The sequence below is a fragment of the Devosia sp. P2_G7 genome (genome assembly GCF_056403495.1).
The window spans coordinates 100,964-117,402 of record NZ_JBFUFI010000010.1 but is presented as its reverse complement, the minus strand read 5'-3'; the positions used below and the strand labels follow the sequence as shown (position 1 = coordinate 117,402).

At 65.4% G+C, this 16,439-nt stretch carries 17 protein-coding genes and 3 tRNA genes; 10 read left to right on the top strand and 10 right to left on the bottom strand.

Annotation, left to right across the window (positions count from 1 at the left end):
- Nucleotides 1-65: 65 nt before the first annotated feature.
- Nucleotides 66-1,247 (bottom strand): mandelate racemase/muconate lactonizing enzyme family protein, encoded by a 1,182-nt coding sequence (locus AC1DWU_RS16675; protein WP_477151121.1) that lies wholly within the window; start codon nucleotides 1,245-1,247, stop codon nucleotides 66-68.
- A gap of 129 nt (nucleotides 1,248-1,376) precedes the next feature.
- Here AC1DWU_RS16675 and AC1DWU_RS16670 point away from each other — a divergent pair, with 129 nt between their 5' ends.
- Nucleotides 1,377-2,294 carry an alpha/beta hydrolase gene (locus AC1DWU_RS16670; RefSeq protein ID WP_477151120.1) on the top strand — a complete coding sequence of 306 codons (918 nt, stop codon included), beginning with the start codon at nucleotides 1,377-1,379 and terminating at the stop codon, nucleotides 2,292-2,294.
- 53 nt (nucleotides 2,295-2,347) lie between these two features.
- Here the strand turns inward: AC1DWU_RS16670 and AC1DWU_RS16665 are convergent.
- The 4 genes from AC1DWU_RS16665 to AC1DWU_RS16650 form a co-directional block, all read right to left on the bottom strand.
- Nucleotides 2,348-2,422: transfer RNA gene (locus tag AC1DWU_RS16665), tRNA-Glu, on the bottom strand.
- Nucleotides 2,423-2,484: 62 nt separating this feature from the next.
- Nucleotides 2,485-2,559: transfer RNA gene (locus AC1DWU_RS16660), tRNA-Glu, on the bottom strand.
- A 68-nt stretch (nucleotides 2,560-2,627) separates the two neighbouring features.
- Complete coding sequence (locus AC1DWU_RS16655; RefSeq protein ID WP_477151119.1) at nucleotides 2,628-3,083, bottom strand: YcbK family protein; 456 nt, start codon at nucleotides 3,081-3,083, stop codon at nucleotides 2,628-2,630.
- 157 nt (nucleotides 3,084-3,240) lie between these two features.
- Nucleotides 3,241-3,660, bottom strand: coding sequence for a VOC family protein (locus AC1DWU_RS16650; RefSeq protein ID WP_477151118.1), 420 nt, complete (start codon nucleotides 3,658-3,660; stop codon nucleotides 3,241-3,243).
- A 172-nt stretch (nucleotides 3,661-3,832) separates the two neighbouring features.
- On the opposite strand from AC1DWU_RS16650, the gene AC1DWU_RS16645 reads away from it, so the two are divergent.
- The 6 genes from AC1DWU_RS16645 (at nucleotide 3,833) to AC1DWU_RS16620 (ending at nucleotide 9,438) form a co-directional block, all read left to right on the top strand.
- Nucleotides 3,833-4,897 (top strand): ABC transporter substrate-binding protein, encoded by a 1,065-nt coding sequence (locus AC1DWU_RS16645; RefSeq protein WP_477151117.1) that lies wholly within the window; start codon nucleotides 3,833-3,835, stop codon nucleotides 4,895-4,897.
- Between the two features lie 3 nt (nucleotides 4,898-4,900).
- Nucleotides 4,901-5,959, top strand: coding sequence for a FecCD family ABC transporter permease (locus AC1DWU_RS16640; RefSeq protein WP_477151116.1), 1,059 nt, complete (start codon nucleotides 4,901-4,903; stop codon nucleotides 5,957-5,959).
- Complete coding sequence (locus AC1DWU_RS16635) at nucleotides 5,952-6,710, top strand: ABC transporter ATP-binding protein (protein ID WP_477151115.1); 759 nt, start codon at nucleotides 5,952-5,954, stop codon at nucleotides 6,708-6,710. The genes AC1DWU_RS16640 and AC1DWU_RS16635 overlap by 8 nt, the downstream gene beginning before the upstream one ends.
- On the top strand, nucleotides 6,707-8,074 hold the full coding sequence (locus tag AC1DWU_RS16630) for a hypothetical protein (RefSeq protein WP_477151114.1): 1,368 nt from the start codon (nucleotides 6,707-6,709) through the stop codon (nucleotides 8,072-8,074). Before AC1DWU_RS16635 ends, AC1DWU_RS16630 begins: the two co-directional genes overlap by 4 nt.
- A gap of 105 nt (nucleotides 8,075-8,179) precedes the next feature.
- On the top strand, nucleotides 8,180-8,803 hold the full coding sequence (locus AC1DWU_RS16625; protein WP_477151113.1) for a cold-shock protein: 624 nt from the start codon (nucleotides 8,180-8,182) through the stop codon (nucleotides 8,801-8,803).
- A gap of 164 nt (nucleotides 8,804-8,967) precedes the next feature.
- Nucleotides 8,968-9,438, top strand: coding sequence for a DUF192 domain-containing protein (locus AC1DWU_RS16620; RefSeq protein WP_477151112.1), 471 nt, complete (start codon nucleotides 8,968-8,970; stop codon nucleotides 9,436-9,438).
- Here the strand turns inward: AC1DWU_RS16620 and trhA are convergent.
- Entirely contained in the window at nucleotides 9,425-10,111 is a 687-nt protein-coding gene (gene trhA / locus AC1DWU_RS16615; RefSeq protein ID WP_477151111.1) for a PAQR family membrane homeostasis protein TrhA, read from the bottom strand. The two genes, AC1DWU_RS16620 and trhA, sit on opposite strands and share 14 nt — an antisense overlap.
- A gap of 142 nt (nucleotides 10,112-10,253) precedes the next feature.
- Here trhA and AC1DWU_RS16610 point away from each other — a divergent pair, with 142 nt between their 5' ends.
- Entirely contained in the window at nucleotides 10,254-10,784 is a 531-nt protein-coding gene (locus AC1DWU_RS16610) for an ArsR/SmtB family transcription factor (RefSeq protein WP_477151110.1), read from the top strand.
- Between the two features lie 7 nt (nucleotides 10,785-10,791).
- On the opposite strand, the gene AC1DWU_RS16605 is transcribed toward AC1DWU_RS16610, so the two are convergent.
- On the bottom strand, nucleotides 10,792-11,544 hold the full coding sequence (locus AC1DWU_RS16605; RefSeq protein ID WP_477151212.1) for a YdcF family protein: 753 nt from the start codon (nucleotides 11,542-11,544) through the stop codon (nucleotides 10,792-10,794).
- A gap of 135 nt (nucleotides 11,545-11,679) precedes the next feature.
- Between AC1DWU_RS16605 and AC1DWU_RS16600 the strand changes: the two genes are divergently transcribed.
- A tRNA-Arg gene (locus tag AC1DWU_RS16600) sits at nucleotides 11,680-11,755 on the top strand.
- Nucleotides 11,756-11,997: 242 nt separating this feature from the next.
- Here the strand turns inward: AC1DWU_RS16600 and AC1DWU_RS16595 are convergent.
- From AC1DWU_RS16595 to AC1DWU_RS16585, 3 genes are all read right to left on the bottom strand, one after another.
- Nucleotides 11,998-12,243 carry a hypothetical protein gene (locus AC1DWU_RS16595; RefSeq protein WP_477151109.1) on the bottom strand — a complete coding sequence of 82 codons (246 nt, stop codon included), beginning with the start codon at nucleotides 12,241-12,243 and terminating at the stop codon, nucleotides 11,998-12,000.
- 108 nt (nucleotides 12,244-12,351) lie between these two features.
- Nucleotides 12,352-13,797: an ArnT family glycosyltransferase gene (locus AC1DWU_RS16590; RefSeq protein WP_477151108.1), complete on the bottom strand. Its 1,446-nt coding sequence runs from the start codon at nucleotides 13,795-13,797 to the stop codon at nucleotides 12,352-12,354.
- A 141-nt stretch (nucleotides 13,798-13,938) separates the two neighbouring features.
- Nucleotides 13,939-14,964 (bottom strand): LacI family DNA-binding transcriptional regulator, encoded by a 1,026-nt coding sequence (locus tag AC1DWU_RS16585; protein ID WP_477151107.1) that lies wholly within the window; start codon nucleotides 14,962-14,964, stop codon nucleotides 13,939-13,941.
- A gap of 236 nt (nucleotides 14,965-15,200) precedes the next feature.
- Here AC1DWU_RS16585 and AC1DWU_RS16580 point away from each other — a divergent pair, with 236 nt between their 5' ends.
- The gene (locus AC1DWU_RS16580; RefSeq protein ID WP_477151106.1) at nucleotides 15,201-16,439 is read left to right on the top strand and encodes an ABC transporter substrate-binding protein; all 1,239 of its coding nucleotides are present in this window, start codon (nucleotides 15,201-15,203) and stop codon (nucleotides 16,437-16,439) included.

Genomic DNA, 16,439 nt, shown 5'->3' with positions numbered 1-16,439 from the left:
ACCCCTCATCCGGCGCCACGCGCCACCTTCTCCCACAAGGGGAGAAGGCAAGAGGGGAGCCCACCTCAGTTCCAGTCCGGCTCCCCAGCAAACCGGTGCCCGCTGATCCAGTCCTGGTCCAGCTCCACCCCAAGCCCCGGCGCAGTCGACACCTGCATCTTGCCGTCCCTGATCTGCAGCGGATTGGGCGACGCCCACGCAATGCTGTCTGCCCGCCGCGTGCACTCAATCCGCGGGCAGTTGAACACCGACGCCGCCAGCTGCTGGCTCGCCGCGTTCATCAGCAACCCGCTGACATTGTGCAGCGTGATCGGAGTGCGATACAGCGCCGCCAGATCCGCGATCGCCTTGGTGCCGGTGATGCCGCCCGAGCTGATGATGTCGGGCTGCAGGCAGTCCACCGCCTGTGATTGCAGGAACGGCAGCGCCCCCTCGGGCAGCTCGATGTTCTCGCCGGTCATGATCGGGATGTTGGTGGCGCGGCGGAGCGCCAGCCAGTTCTCGGAAAAGCCCGGCTGCAGCGGGTCTTCGTAGTAGATCGGCTTGATCGCCTCCACCGCCCCGGCCACCGCGATGGCGCTCGGCGGATCGAGCTCGTTGTGGCAGTGGACGATGATGTCGATCTCCTCGCCCAGGTGCTCGCGCGCCAGCTCGTAGGAGCGGCGAATCTTGCGGATGTCGCCCGGCGACAGGCTTGGCACATATTCCTGCATCTCGATGCCAATGGCGTCGTGGATGTCGACCTTGAAGGTCTTGAACCCATGCGGATCGGACTTGAGGTCAGCGGCGGCCTCGGCCCACGCGCCCGCATCGGTCAGGTCGAAATGCGGGCAGTGCGAATAGAGCTCGAGCTCGGTGTGGAACGCTCCGCCGAGCAGCTTGTGCACCGGCTGTTTGAGCAGTTTCCCCGCCAGGTCCCACAGCGCCATGTCGATCCCCGAGCAGATCATGATGTGCGCCGGGCGTTGGCGATAGGCGTAGAACATGTTGTGGTGGTGGACGCCGATATCGAGCGGGTCCTTGCCGATCAGCTTGAGATGCGGCAACCGCGCGCCACCCTCGGCATGGGTGAGGATCGCGGCCCGCACCAGGTCACCATCGAGATCGCCGCACTCGCCATACCCGGAAATGCCGGCATCGGTGTCGATCCGGATCAGGCAGAACCCGCTATCGAGCCGCAACGCCCTGATCGCGGTAATCCGCGCCTGTCCCCGATCCCCTTGTGACAGGTGCCCAATAGTCGACATGAATGCTCTCCCCCGTTTTGCCGCCCTCTATAGCGGGGAGTTCAGCAACGAAGCCAGATGCCCAATATGGTGTATTTCGCTCGCGGCCCGCGGATGCGAATAGAGAGCGACGAGCAGGAGGAGCCCGCCATGGACACGATCGACGACAGCCGCGCAGCCAGCCCCGAGGCGCCGGACGCTGTCGGCGTTCACACGATCTGGCCGGGCAACGGCGTCCCTCCTGGCTCGGAGGATTGGACCTGGCGCCAGAGCACGATGCAGATCCCGTGGGCCGAGACCACGCGCCGCCTGAGCCGCAACGTCGTCGTCCCGACGGTCACCGTGTTCCTGCCCAAGCCGGGACAGGCCAACGGCACGTCGATGGTGATCGCGCCCGGCGGCGCGTTCCACTTCCTGATGGTCGACCACGAGGGCTACGACATGGCCCGCTGGCTGGCCCATCTCGGCGTCACCTCGTTCGTGCTGAAATACCGGCTGGCCCGCACTCCGGACGCCGATGCCGACCTGCTGGAGTTTCGCACCAACCTGCAGCGTCGGCTGGGCGAGGCCCGCACCTCGGACTCCGAACCGCCAGCACGAGATTTCCTCAACGACGTACGGCTGATGGGCGAGGAAGACGGTCGCCAGGCCATCCGCTTCGTCCGCCAGCACGCCGCCGAATGGGGCCTCGATCCGCAGCGGATCGGCATCTCCGGCTATTCGGCTGGCGGGGGCGTTTCGATGGGGGCCACGCTGCAATATGACGCCCTCAGCCGCCCGGACTACTCCGTCGCCATCTATCCAGCCTACCGCGCCGGCATGCCGGTTCCCGAGGACGCGCCGCCCCTGTTCCTCGCCATCTCCGACGACGACAAATCCATCCCGCCGGTCTCCGCCGCCCGCCTCTACGAGGCCTGGCACAAGGCCGGCAGATCCGTCGAGCTCCACATCTTCGGCAACGGCGCCCACGGCTTCGGTATGGGCGCGAACGGCCTGCTGTCCGACCCCTGGACCGATTTGCTTAAGAACTGGATGGCGTCGCAGGGGCTGCTGGAGCGGGCGCGCTAGCGCGCGCGACCTCGCGTTGGCGAGGCGCATACAACCGGCAATTTGTGGAGGATTGGCGCGCCCAAGGGGAATCGAACCCCTGTTCCCGCCGTGAGAGGGCGGTGTCCTGACCGCTAGACGATGGGCGCGGAGGAACTCGTTTATCGGCGATGATCGCCTTACCGTCAACCACCGGCCCATGAGGGGAAAGTGGCGCGCCCTAGGGGAGTCGAACCCCTCTCTGCACCGTGAAAGGGTGCCGTCCTAACCGATAGACGAAGGGCGCCGCGGTGGCGTCCGTATAGGGAGGTTCATTCGGGCTGGCAAGTGCAAATTCCGCTCTTTTCGGAGCTTTCAGCAACCCGAGAAGGTGACGGGCTTCCTCCAGCCGCGCGGCCGGTCGCGCACATCCACGTGGATGAAGCCGTGCCCCGGGTAGCAGCCGAGACCGCCCACTTGGTCGTTACGCATGGCGAAGGCGATGAGGCTGCCCTTGCTGACGCCCGGGATGAAGAAGTCCACCGCCATGCAGCGCATGTGGTAGCTCGAGTCCTGGCCCCCGCCGATGATGTTGCGGATCGGATCGCGATAGCCGGAGTTGACGACGATCTTCTTGCCGAACCTGCGCTCGAACGAGGAAATCACCGATCGGAGCTTGGGCGAGATGCAGGAATTGTCGACGTCATCGGAGGAGAGGAACATCCCGGCGCGCTGCACGTAGCCGTTGTAGGAGGCGCTGCCACCGCCACCCAGAAAGAAGCAGCCGTTCAGCAGCAGGGCGCAGCAGAGCGCCGCAATCAGTCGTATCATCGTCACTTCCCCGGCCGCCGACGGGCGGTAAGAGAACGCCGACCCTTGCCCGGCCGGCGCTCGCGAGGAAGCTACAAAGTCTTGGCTAACCGTCAGCTAACTCAACTGGTTAGCAGCCGGTTACCTCAGGGGTTGCCGAAGGGTAACCCCGAAGCGACTACCAGGCGCCGGTGTTCGGCATCGACAGCCACGGCTCGGCCGGGGCGAGCGCGGCGCCTTCCTGCAGGATTTCGACCGAGATGTTATCGGGCGAGCGGACGAACGCCATGCGGCCGTCGCGGGGAGGGCGGTTGATGGTGTAGCCGAGGTCCTGCATATGCTTGCAGAAGGCGTAGATGTCCGGGACCTCGTAGGCGAGGTGGCCGAAATTGCGCCCGCCGGTATAGACCTCGGGATCCCAGTTGTAGGTGAGCTCGACCGGCGTCTCGTGCTGGCCCTTGGCGGCGAGGAAGATCAGCGTGTAGCGGCCTTTCTCGTTCTCGCTGCGCCGCACTTCCTCGAGCCCGAGCCCGTCGCGATAGAACCGGAGGCTGGCGTCGATGTCGGTGACCCGCACCATGGTGTGGAGATATTTCAACTCTGGTCCTCCCGGAAATGTCGTGGTTGCGGCTGCCGCAACGGGCAGTAGGCATATGCGAGTTCGGCGTCTCCCGTCCACTTTTCGCCGCGCATCGAAACAAACTTGAGTGCAACACTCATATAATGTAGCACATCGGTCGCTGACGCATTTTAGAGTCTGGACCCGAACCATGCATACCCCATTCCGTCTGCCGGTAATCGCCGCTGGCCTGGCCCTCGCTGCCATGAGCCCGGCCTACGCGCAGGTGAGTTTCCTCGATCATCGCGGTGTGAAGGTCGAGCTCGACAAGCCCGCTGAGCGGATCGTCACCACCCACACCACCGGCGCCATCTCCGTGCTGGCAGCAGACGGCTCCGCGGCGCACCTCGCGGCCATGGCGGCCAAGACCAAAGACTCGCTGACCTCAGCGGTCTATGGCGAGATCATCCCCGGCCTGGCCGATATCCCGGCCTCCGCCGTGACCGAGGGCTTTGCCCCGAACGTCGAGGCGATCCTCGCGCTCAACCCGGACCTGGTGATCCAGTGGACGTCGGATCCCGAGCTGATCGAGCCGCTCGAGCGCGTCGGCCTCAAGGTCATGGGCTGGGATTGCTGCACCGAGCAGCAGCGCCGCGACTACCTGATGATGGCCGGTTATGCCACGGGCAAGATCGACCGGGCGCAGTCGATGCTGGCGATCCAGGACGCCTCTAACGCTGCGCTCAAGGAGAAGTTCGCGGCCACCGCTGCGGCTGACTACGTCAAAATCCTCGAAGTCGACCAGCTCGGCGACCAGATCCGCGTCGTCGCCAACTCGTCGCAGGACTACGCGCTATCGGGCGTGCAGAACCTCGCGGCCGATGGCACCGGCGAGTGGTGGCGCACCATCGATGCCGAGCAGTTCCTCGTCTGGAACCCCTCGGTCATCATCATCCCGGCCTGGGAGCCGGACCTCAAGCCGCAGGCCTTCTACGACAACCCGCTACTCGCCAGCGTCGATGCCATCAAGAATAAGCGCGTCTACAAGGTGCCGGCCTTCAATGCCTCGCCTGACGCGCCGGAAGTCTATCTGACCGCCGTCTGGCTCGCCGCCATCACCCATCCGGAGGCCGCCGCCAGCAACTTCCGTGATGAAGTGGCCAAGGGCTACAAGGCGATCTACAGCGCCGACCTGACCGCCGCGCAGATCGACAAGCTGCTCGAGCTCGAGGCCAATGCCGGGTCCGAGGGCTACAGCGCCAAGTTCGGCGGCTAAGAGATGACCGACACCGCCCACGCGGTGGTCGTTGCGGGGCGCGGCAGGACGATTCCTGTCGCGCTCATCTGCCTGGCCCTGCTGATCCTGTTCGTCCTCTATTCGGTGACCATCGGCCGCTACGGCCTTACCGTGCCCGACGTGGCTGCCATCCTGATCGACAATGTCGTTCCTGTCGGGACCCCGAACTGGACCGACGTGCAGGAGAGCGTGGTCGAGATGATCCGGCTGCCGCGCATCCTCGCCGCGGTTCTGGTCGGCTTCGGGCTCTCGGTTTCCGGCGCCGCGCTGCAGGGGCTGTTCCGCAATCCGCTGGTCGATCCGGGCATCGTCGGGGTCACGGCCGGCGCCGGCTTTGGCGGCACGCTGGCGATCCTCCTCGATATCGACGGGGCAGGGCTGCTGGCGCTGTCGTTCTTCTGCGGCATCGGCAGCGTCATCGCGGTGCGGGCGCTGGCGACGGTGAGGGGGCGAACCTCGATCCTCACCCTCGTTCTCGCCGGTGTCGTCGTTTCTGCCTTCTTCGAAGCCGCTATCTCGATCGCCAAGCTCCTCGCCGATCCGCACCAGAAGCTGCCGGCCATCACCTACTGGCTCATGGGTAGCCTCGCCTCCACCAACTACTGGGATCTGTTGCTGCTCGGCATCGCCATCATCCCGGCGGCGCTGGTGATCTATCTGCTGCGCTTCCAGATCAACATCGTCTCGCTCGGCGAGGACAAGGCCCGCGCGCTCGGCTCTCCCGTGGCGCTGGTGCAGTGGACGGTGCTCGTCGGCACCGCCTGCATCTCGGCAGGCGTCGTCGCCACCTCCGGCATGATTGGCTGGGTCGGACTCATCGTCCCACACGTGGCACGGGTGCTGGTCGGCGCCGACCATCGCCGGCTGCTGCCGGTCGCGGGGCTGATCGGCGGCATCTACATGCTCGGCGTCGACAATGTCGCCCGCACCGCCAGCGTCGCGGAAATCCCCATCGGCATTATCACCGCCCTGGTCGGCGTGCCGGTGTTCGCCGTGATCCTCCGCCGCGTCCACAGCAAGGGCGGATGGCGCGATGATTGAGGTCAAAGACCTGGCACTGCGGCGCGGCCCGAATCTTGTCGTCGACCGGCTGAGCTTCAGCATCGCCGGCGGCCGTATCCTCGGCATCCTTGGCCCCAACGGCGTCGGCAAGACCACGCTGCTCAACGCACTGATCGGTACGCTGCGTCCGTCGCGCGGCACCGTCACTGTCGCCGCCCGCATCGGCTACGTGCCGCAACTGTTCGATCTCGCCTTCGACTACACCGTCGCCGACGTGGTGCTGATGGGGCGGGCGCGGCAGATCGGCCTGCTCGGATCGCCGCGCAAGGCCGACTTCGAGGCGGTGTCGCTGGAACTCGACCGGCTCGGCATCACCGACCTCGCCGATCGCAAGTTCAACTCGCTTTCCGGCGGCCAGCGGCAACTTGCGATCATCGCCCAGGCGCTGGTGTCGGAGTGCAGCGTGCTGATCCTAGATGAGCCCTGCGCCGCGCTCGACTACCGCAACCAGGCGATCGTCATTCAGCTGCTGGCCCAGCTGCGAGCCGAGCGCGGCCTGACCATCGTCTTCTCCACCCATGCCCCGCAGCACGCCCTCGATGTTGCCGACGACGTGCTGCTGCTGCGCGGGCCGGGGCGGTACGACTTCGGCCCGGCCGCCGACATGCTCACCGCTCCGCGCCTCTCCGAGCTCTACGGGCTGCCCGTGCTCGACGCGCACTTCACCGATAGCGGCGCCCGCACCTTCGTGCCGCGCTTCCTCGACCCAACCAACGGACTTTCACCGTGACGCACAAGAAGATCGCCTACCTGACCTGGGGCAATGCCTGCCAGATGCGCAGTTTCCAGGACTTTTCGGCGCTGCTCGATGACATGATCTATCTGGGCGATCTGCCGCGCCACGACCTTTCGAAATACGCAGCAGTCGTGGTGCCCGATGCGATGGACGACGCAGCGCTGAGGGCGCATGCGAAGCAGCTCGACGACTACGTCCGGCGGGGCGGCTTCCTGATCATCTTCGGCGGTGAGGCAACGGCCCAGATGATCGACGTGGTCCAGCTCAAATGGCAGCCGACCTTCGTCAAGGACTGGCTATGGTGGCAGAAGCCGGGCACGAAGCTCGAGCTGCACCAGCCCGAACCGCATCACCCGATCTGCGAGTCCATCCCGCTGCGCGACATGGGGTGGCACTGGAACGGCGTGTACGAGCTCAACGACAAGGCGACCTCGGCGCTGAACCTCACCGACGACAGCGGCAGCCTCTTCCTCGATTTTCGCGACCTCCCCAACGGTGGGCGACTGATCGTCTCGACGCTCGATCCGCACCTCCACAATGGCGAGCGCTTCATGCCCGCCACCAAACGCTTCCTCGATGGCTTCTATCCCTGGCTGAACCGCGAGCTCGGCATCGTGCGGGAGCGCAATTTCCGCGTCACCTACCTCCAGTGCTTCCACCACGAGACCGAGTGGGAGCCGGAAGGGCTGGCCGATAGCATCGCCAACCAGGGCGGGACGCTCAGCTATCTGCCGGCCACCGAGCTCACTCCGGAGGCGCTCGAGGAAACCGACATCCTCTATATCCCCAACAACCAGGACCAGTTCCTGCTCCGAACCAAGCAGGACATCCTGCTGGCGTTCCTCGCCAGCGGGCGCCACCTCGTCATCAACTCGGAACCGTCGATAGCGTGGCTGCCATTCCTCACGCCGTTCACGGCCGTGCCGGGGCGTCCCTTCACCAACCTGCATGTACGGGTGCGGAACGACCCGCTCGGATTCTTCGCCGAAATGGACGAGCGGTTCGATGCCTGGTGCGGGGTGGTGGGCCAATATGCGCGCGGTTGGACCGAGGTGCCGCCGGGCGGCATCTGGCTGACCGATGTCGGCCCAGCCGAGGACCCGAAGCCAGCCGACTGGCTGTGGCGCTACCCCACCGACGACGGCCAGGGCGGCTATGTCTTCATGCACAACGGCGACAATATGATTCGCTACCCCGACCACGGCCCGCACACATTCGCGCTGGTGGCGCATATCTGCGCCAAACTGGCCGGGCGTTCGGTGATCAACCCGACGGTGCGACCCGGGCAGTTACCCATTCTTGCAACACTTGTTGGCAGTAATTCTTCACTTCCGGAGCCCGTTGCGAAAAACCCCTGACAAAATCGTAAACGCTTCTTAACTTCCCAAGCTGAATCGGACACAGTGTTTGCTGTGTGGCGTACCCCGACTAGCGGCGGGGCGAGTACGAAAAGGCTTGAGGGCATGGGGGCCAAATTTACAGCCGACGGTGACGAACCCGGGTACCGGTCCGACGAGACCAGCCCGCTCGGTCAGCACCCGGCGTCCGAACACGGCGGGGATACCAGCCTCGATGTCATTGAGGTGGTGGGCTCGATCAAGTGGTTCGACGTCGCCAAGGGTTTTGGCTTCATCGTCCCGGACGATGGGCGCCCGGACGTTCTCCTGCATGTGACCTGCCTGCGGCGCGATGGCTACCAGACCGCCTACGAAGGCTCCCGCATCGTCGTTGAAGCGCTGGCCCGCCCCGGTGGGCTGCAGGCCTTCCGCATCCTCTCGATGGACGACTCGACCGCCAAGCACCCGGCCCAGATGCCGGCGCCGCGCACCCACGTCACCGTGGAGCCGAGCAGCCGCCTCGAGCGGCTCGAGGTGAAGTGGTTCAACCGCATCCGTGGCTTCGGTTTCCTTTCCGCCGGCGACGGCGCTCCGGACATCTTCGTCCACATGGAAACCCTGCGCCGCTTCGGCATCACCGAACTGCGCCCCGGCCAGCACGTGCTGGTGCGCTACGGGCAGGGCCCCAAGGGCCTGATGGTTGCGGAGATCCGTCCCGACGGCTGGGGCGACGCTCCGTCCTCGCACTGACTTCTTGATCCTCCCCCGCGGGGCGGGGGAGGAGCTGCCTTACTTCTCACTTTCGCCGGGCACCGTTTGCCTTCTCCCACAAGGGGAGAAGGCGATCATCTGCACCGCCGGTGTTTGCGAACCGCGGCCGGTCCGCTAAGCTGCGGGCAACTCAGACCAACCCCATGCTCTCCATGAACATCCTCCGGGCCCTGCACGGCGCATTTGTCGCCTTACTGCTTCTCACGCTCACCGCCTGTGCCGACGACAACCGGCTGGTGATCAAGTCGAAGAACGGCGATCACCCCTTCACCGTCGAGGTGGTCGATACGCCCGAGACGCGTGCCAAAGGGCTGATGTTCCGCGAATCTCTCGCACCCGATGCCGGCATGCTGTTCGACTTCAAGGAGACCCGCGAGGTCAGCTTCTGGATGAGCAATACGCTGATCCCGCTCGACATGGTGTTCATCACGCCCGAGGGGCTGGTTGCCAACATCCACGCCAACGCCCGCCCGCGCGACCTCACCTCGATCCCGTCGGACGGCCCGGTGATGTTCGTCCTCGAAATCCCCGGCGGTCGCGCCAAGGAACTCGGGATCACGGCCGGAGACCTCGTCGTCCACGACCGGATCAAGAACGGCGCTAAAGCCGGCTGATCACCATGCAGTCGAGCACCGCGATGAGGTGCAGGCTGGCGCCGGCGACGACGAAGCTGTGCCACACCGCGTTGTGGAAGGTCAGCCGTTCCCACAGGTGGAAGATCAGCCCGACGCTGTAGCAGAGGCCGCCCGCCACCAGCAGCCACAGGGCGGTGGAGGGCAGGTGCGAGGCCAGCGCCTGGAACACGAACACGCCGCTCCAGCCGATCCCGAGATAGAGCACGATCGCGCCGCGCCCGAAGCGGTGCGGCACGAACAGCTTCAGCGCCATTCCGGTCAGCGCCGCGCCCCAGATCAGCAGCCCGACCAGAATGCTCGACGGCGTCGCCCCCAGCAGCACCAGGAACGGCGTGTAGGTACCGGCAATGAACAGGAAGATCGCCGCCTGATCGAGCCGCGCCAGCGTGCGCTTGGCGGGCGAGGCGATCGGACAGAGGTTGAAGGCGAGCGAGATGCTGAGCACCAGCAGCAGGCTGCCGACATAAAGCACCAGCGCCGGCAACTCGTTCGGCGCCGTCTCGTAGCCGGCGAACGCCAGCAGCACCGCCCCGAGCGCCACCGCCACGACGATGCCGATGCCATGCACCACCCCGTCGGCGATTAGCTCGGGCAGGGTGAAGGGGCGACCTCTGGTCCACCAGGTTCGGGCAATTGTCGTCTCGGTCGTCACGGCTCGTCGGGTCTCTCGCGCAAATAAGCTGTGACAATCCCGTCATCGGACTGTCACAGTCAACCTATTCCTTACCCTGTCGGCTTGACACGTAACGCAGTTGTTACAACTGTCCGCGCACCTCGTTGTTTCGGAAGACAAAATGAGTCTCGCCGACCTCTTTTCAGCTCTCGCCGACCCGACCCGCCTGCGCGTGCTCGAGTTGCTGCACGACAAGCCGCGGCCCGTCCATGAGCTCGCCGGCGCCTTCGACATCAGCCGTCCGGCCATCTCGCGGCACCTCAGGGTGCTGAAGGAAAGGGGCTTGGTGAGGGAAGTGAAGCAGGGCCGCGAGAACCTCTATTCGTTCCAGCGCGACGAACTGAAAGCCGGCATCGCCTGGCTGGAGACGCACCAGCGCAAGGCGGGCAAGGGCAAGAAGGCCGTCGTGGCTGAAGTCGCCGCTGCCGTGGCCGAGGCTCCGGCCGCGATCGAAGTTCCCGTCATTGTCGCCGAGCCAATCGTACTACCGGAACCTGCACCGGTCGTGCCGGAGCCCGCGGCCGAGCCGATCGTCTTGGCTGAGCCGAAGGCTCCGGCCAAGCGGCGCACGGCCAAGCCGAAGGTCGCGGCCGAACCCGTCGCACCGCCACCGCCAAAGCAGGCCCCGCAGCTGTCGCTCTTCGACCTGTAGTCTGGGCCTACGGCCCGGGCACCAATTCGTCGATTCGCCCGGTCATGTAGTACCCGAGCAGCCCCGCCCACTCGCGCAGCGCCAGGTTGCTGACCGAGATGTTCTCGGTCGACTGATCCGGCTTGATCCGCACCCCCTCGGCGCCGCTGGCGAGATAGTCCGCGGGCCATGGCACGACGGCAAAATCGGCCCTGCGGAACAGCCCGACAGCACGCGGCATGTGGAAGGCGGAGGTGACCAGCAGCCAGGTCTGGCCCTCGGTCACCCCGGCGAGTTCCTTGGCATACTGCGCGTTTTCCTCGGTGTTCCGCGACTTGTCGTCCATCACGATGCGCTGGGGAGCAATCCCGAACGCCTCGAAGAATCGCCTGCCCGCCAGCGCCTCCGGTTCCTGCTGCACCAGCGCCGCCGGCCCGCCCGCGATGACGATCCTGGCATCTGGATGCCGCAGCGCCAGCCGCAACGTCTCGACGAAGCGGTCGCCCGAGCGGTTGAGTTCGTATCCGCCGCGCACCGAGTTCACCTCGCCATCCATGCCGCCACCCAGCACCACGATGCCATCGATCCGCGCCGGTTCCGCCGGCCGCACGAAGCGCTGCTCGAGCGGCGTGACCAGCAGGTAGCCGAAGGTGGTGAAGCTGAACACGAACAGCAGCAGCGCCGCCAATCCGACCAGCACCCGGGCCGGCCACCGACGCTTCAGCCAGCTCAGCAGCAACCCGGCGACGAGCAGCAGCGTGACCAGCGACAACGGCTGCACCAGCAGCCAGAAGATGCGCGTGATATAAGGAAACAGGGCAGGGTCCTCGCGTGTTGGCGCACCCTGCCACCGCGCCCGGGAGTCGGCAAACCCGAGGCCTGACAATCCGGCCCGATTGCGCTACACCCGCGCCACGGCCTCGTAGCTCAGGGGATAGAGCAGCAGCCTTCTAAGCTGTTGGTCGCAGGTTCGAATCCTGCCGAGGTCGCCATCATGAATCATCCGACCCACCGCTGAGTTCGCGGTCGTCCCGGCCGCGGCATGCGTCGCCTTGTCCGCTTTACCTTCCAGCAGTTTTTACCAGCGGAAACAGTGGCGTACGGACTTTAGTCCCCATTGTGACAGGCACGCAGGTTGCCTCTTATTGCTCTACCCCGGTCACGCGTCCACCACCCGCGGCCCGGGCGGGTCGGATGCTGTTCCCTCTCGAGGGACGGCATCCGGCTCGGTCTATCAGTGCTTGCGCCAGACCTGCACGTCCTCGTCGGCCACCAGCCGCAATCCGTCACTGTTCTCGACATAGACCGAGGCGTCCTCCCCGAGCGCGCGCAGCATTCTTGCCGCAAACAATGCGTCGGAAATCGCCTCGTCACGCTGCGTGTAGGGGCGGGGGCCGGCTGAGCTATCGAGATCGTGTCCGGGGCTGGCGATCCGCCAGCCCGCGCCGTCATGCCGCACAAGTATCCTGACCGTCGTCATGCAACGCCTCCGCTCGGCCCTGAACGCGCGAATCCCCGCACGGGTTGCTACGCCGCGATCACGGCAGCAACAGGACCGGACATAAGCACAGCTCGAGTGAGGCCCGCGTTACGGCTTGAACCCGCGCCCCAGCAGCAGTTGGTAGGTCGAGAGCGGATAGCCGAACCGTGTGGTGGTCACCGGTCCCAGGTCCTCGACGCTGTCGAAACGGTGGGCGAAACGCTCGGGAGACGCCTTGCCCGGCACCACGATGATCGCAGTCTTGCCCGCGTCCGCGTGGCCTTCGCGCCAGAGCCGCAGCTGGCTGTGGCCGCCTTCGAACGAGACGAGGTTGTCATCCGTACCCAGCCCGAAGGCGAGCCGTGACGAGTGGGTGTAGCCGGTCGACCCGATCAGTTCGGCGCCATACTGCTCGGCTGCGCGCCTTGCCGCGGCGGCCACCTGATCCTGGCCGAAGGTGATCGTCGCCTCCCCGTCGCTCATGTGCACCAGCTGGGTCGGAATTGGCGCGCCCAGATAGTAGACGGTGGCAAGAACGGCAAACAGCGCTCCCCATCCCAGGTGCAGCCGGATCGTCCAGCGAGAGCGGACATAGAGCGGCGCAACCAACAGGAACGGCAGGAAGCTGAGCACCATCCAGTGCGGGCTCACCTGCCGGCTGATCGCACCCCAACCCGCCATCGGCAGGAAGCACAGCGTTGAAATCAGCGCCGTACCCCGCGCGATCAGCAGATACCCCTTCTGCGGCCCATCCGGCAGCTTGCCGAAGAGGAAGCGGCTGAAGGCGGGGATCAGGAACGGCGAGAAGATGAGCACGCAGAAGATGATCAGCCGTACCAGCGTAAACGGGGTGAAAAGCTCGGCGTCCGTCTGCATCCGATCGACGGCGTGGAGCTCGAGGCTGGCGAAGCGGTGCTGCCAGTTCCAGAGCAGCACCGGCAGCGTCATCACCAGCGTCAGCGCGCCGGCCAGGTACAGATGCGGGGAGCGGAAGACGCGCCGCAGTCCCGGTTCGGCGATCAGCACCGCCAGCATGCCGGCCGCAACGATCACCGCATTGTACTTGCTCAGCGCGGCGAGGCCCATGAACAGCGCCCCAAGATAGAGGTGCAGCACGCGTTCGTTGCCTTGCAGGACGCCGCCGAGATACCGCCCCATCTGGAACAGGCTGAGGGCGGAAAAGCAGATCAGCAGGTGGTCGGGATAGTTGAGGGTGCTGAGCACGTCGAGCAGCGGCGAAGCGCTGTAGATCGCCAGCGTCAGCCAGAAGAAGCGCTGCGGATCCTCGGGCGCCAGCCAGCGCGAGGCGCGGTGGATGCCGTAGGCCAGCACGAACGACGTGACGACCGGAGCGAAATGGAGACCGGCGGGCGTCCAGCCCAGCAACAGCCTGCCGATAGCCGAGGTCCAGCCGACCATCGGGGCATGGTCGAAATACGACAACTGCAGGTGGCCGCCCCACAGCCAGTAGTACGCCTCGTCGCCATTGGGCGGAACGACCACGGCGTAAGCCAGCCTCAACAGCAGGAAGCCGGCGACAGCGAGCTGCAGCAACAGTAAATCACGGCGCGGCGTGCTTGTTGCCGTTGCCCCAATGTCGGTATTCGCGTCCAGAACCACGTTGCGCCTCAAGCTGCTCCGGGCCTGTACTATACGGTACATTGAAAAAGAAAAGCCGTGGCGGCAGTCGCGGCCCTAGATCGCCCGGGTGCTCTCCCGCACCACCAGATCGGACGTGAGCACCACGTGGATCGGCTCGTCCTCCGGCACCACTCCCTCGATGATGTCGATCAGCGAGCGGGTCGCCATCCGCCCGATATCCTCGCGCGGCTGGCGCATGGTGGTCAGCGGCGGGTCGAAGAAGCGTGCCACCGCGATATCGTCGAAGCCGATCACTGAGATGTCGCGCGGGCAGTCGATGCCGTCGAGGCGCAGCCGATGAATCAGCCCAAGCGCCATCTCGTCGTTGCCGCAGAACACCGCCGTCGGCAGTTCCCCGCTGGCGAGGAAGTGCTCGGCCGCCTCGGTGCCCGATTCCATGTTGTAGGTGCCCGGGAACAGCCATTCCTCGCGGACCGCTAGCCCAGCCTCCTGCATCGCCTCGGTGAAGCCGATGAAGCGCTCGTTGGTCGATTGGTTGCGCGATGGGCCGATCACGTGGCCGATGCGCGTATGGCCGAGCTCGAGCAGGTACTTGAGCGCCCGTTTGGCGGCGAGCCGGTTGTCGGTGATCACCGAGTGGACCTTCGGGTCCGGAATCTCATCATAGGCGGCGACCAGGGGGAGGGCGACGCCATCGTCGCGCAGCCCGTGCAGCCGGTTGGTGTCGAGCGAGCCGTCGAACAGCAGCAACCCGTCGGCGCGGTTGGAGAGCAGGTAGTCGCTGAGCCAGCGGTTGGGATCGTCGCCGATCCGGCTCGCCACCAGCACGCTATAGCCGCGTGCCGACGCCTCGCGGATCACCGCGTCCACGATGGTCGAATAGAATGGGTTGCCGATATTGGGGGCCGCCATCAGAATCGTCCGCGCCGCCTTCAGGCGCAGCGAACGGGCTGCCTGGTTCATCGTATAGCCGGTCTCGCGCACTGCGGCATGCACCCGCTCGCGCGTCGTTTCAGACACCCGCTCGGGCGAACTGAGGACACGGCTCACGGTTGCCGCCGACACGCTTGCGTGACGGGCAACGTCTTGAATTGTCGGTGTTCTTCTTGTCGGAACCATTGGTTCGCAGCGCTCCCTCACCGCTGCTCACACGTCCTGTCTAGATCGACCTTGACAGCCGCGCAAGGAATGTCTGAAACTCCTGAAATCGATTGCATTGATCTTCAGTAACAGATTGTGTAATCGATTACACGCAGTCAGCTCCTGAGGCTACCCGGAAGAGGGGCCCCTGTGCGGCTGGCGCAAATTTCGCGAGGGGCGTTTCGCTCCTGGGTGAACGTTGGGAGGACTACATTATGAAGTCAGTCGTGTCGGTGGTGGCCCTGGTGGCTGCCGCCCTGCTTGGCAGCACCGCGGTGCGCGCTGCGGACGTCGAAGTCATTCACTGGTGGACGTCGGGCGGCGAACAGGCCGCTGTGTCGGTGTTCGCTCGTGAGTTCGACGCTCTCGGTGGCGACAAGTGGGTCGATACTGCTATCGCCGGCGGCGAAAACGCCCGCTCGGCCACGCTGCAGCGCATTCTCGGTGGCGATCCCCCGGGTGCGGCGCAGTTCAACCCCGGCCGTCAGTACGAAGAACTGATCGCCGGCAACATGCTGCTGGATCTCACCGATCTTGCAACCAAGGAAAACTGGGCTGGCTTCATCCGTCCGGCGTCCATCTCCGAGGCTTGCCTCGTTGACGGCCACTGGTGGTGCGTGCCGGTGAACATCCACTCCTGGAACTGGGCCTGGGCCTCGATCCCGGCGTTCGAGAAGGCCGGCGTGCCGCTCCCGACCAGCTTCGACGACTTCCTCGCGGAAGCCCCGAAGCTCAAGGAAGCCGGCATCATCCCGTTCGCCATCGGCGGCGAAAGCTGGCAGATCAACGGCGCGTTCGGCGTGCTGCAGACCTCGCTCCTCGGCCTCGACAAGCGTGAGAAGATCCTGAAGGACAAAGACCTCGAGCTGGCCAAGGCAGAGATGCCCGCCGTGTTCGAGAAGTTCCGTCAGTTCAAGCAGTTCTCCGATGAAGGCTCGGCAAACCGCAACTGGAACGACACGACCAATCTCGTCGTGACCGACCAGGCGGCCCTGCAGGTCATGGGCGACTGGGCCCGTGGCGAGTTCGGCGTCGCCGGCGAGAAGGCCGGTGTCGACTACGCTTGCCTCGCGCTCCCGATCGACCACCCGACGGTGTCCACCGGCGGCGACATCTTCCTGTTCCCCAAGCAGGCCGATCCGGCTGTTGAAGCGGCGCAGCTGAAGATGGCGTCCATGATGGTCAACCCGCAGGTCCAGGCGCTGTTCAACAACGCCAAGGGCTCCATGCCGATCCGCGACGACGTCGATATGTCGCTCGCTGACGATTGCATGAAGAAGGGCCTCGAGATCATCAAGGATCCGGCCAACATTGCCCCGGATGCGGGTCGCTGGCAGTCGAACGACACCACCGGCCAGATGAACGACCTCGTTGCCCAGTTCTGGGCCGACGACTCGATGACCGTCGACGCTGCCGTTGAGCAGTACGTGACGATCCTTCAGAACGCCGACTAA

What these genes read in the sequence shown, in the direction of transcription:
- AC1DWU_RS16580 (WP_477151106.1), top strand. Translation starts at nt 15,201, where the DNA reads ATGAAGTCAGTCGTGTCGGTGGTGGCCCTGGTGGCTGCCGCCCTGCTT.
- AC1DWU_RS16635 (WP_477151115.1), top strand. Translation starts at nt 5,952, where the DNA reads ATGATTGAGGTCAAAGACCTGGCACTGCGGCGCGGCCCGAATCTTGTC.
- AC1DWU_RS16655 (WP_477151119.1), bottom strand. Translation starts at nt 3,083, where the DNA reads ATGATACGACTGATTGCGGCGCTCTGCTGCGCCCTGCTGCTGAACGGC.
- AC1DWU_RS16620 (WP_477151112.1), top strand. Translation starts at nt 8,968, where the DNA reads ATGCTCTCCATGAACATCCTCCGGGCCCTGCACGGCGCATTTGTCGCC.
- AC1DWU_RS16595 (WP_477151109.1), bottom strand. Translation starts at nt 12,243, where the DNA reads ATGACGACGGTCAGGATACTTGTGCGGCATGACGGCGCGGGCTGGCGG.
- AC1DWU_RS16585 (WP_477151107.1), bottom strand. Translation starts at nt 14,964, where the DNA reads ATGGTTCCGACAAGAAGAACACCGACAATTCAAGACGTTGCCCGTCAC.
- AC1DWU_RS16675 (WP_477151121.1), bottom strand. Translation starts at nt 1,247, where the DNA reads ATGTCGACTATTGGGCACCTGTCACAAGGGGATCGGGGACAGGCGCGG.
- AC1DWU_RS16645 (WP_477151117.1), top strand. Translation starts at nt 3,833, where the DNA reads ATGCATACCCCATTCCGTCTGCCGGTAATCGCCGCTGGCCTGGCCCTC.
- AC1DWU_RS16610 (WP_477151110.1), top strand. Translation starts at nt 10,254, where the DNA reads ATGAGTCTCGCCGACCTCTTTTCAGCTCTCGCCGACCCGACCCGCCTG.
- AC1DWU_RS16640 (WP_477151116.1), top strand. Translation starts at nt 4,901, where the DNA reads ATGACCGACACCGCCCACGCGGTGGTCGTTGCGGGGCGCGGCAGGACG.
- AC1DWU_RS16625 (WP_477151113.1), top strand. Translation starts at nt 8,180, where the DNA reads ATGGGGGCCAAATTTACAGCCGACGGTGACGAACCCGGGTACCGGTCC.
- AC1DWU_RS16670 (WP_477151120.1), top strand. Translation starts at nt 1,377, where the DNA reads ATGGACACGATCGACGACAGCCGCGCAGCCAGCCCCGAGGCGCCGGAC.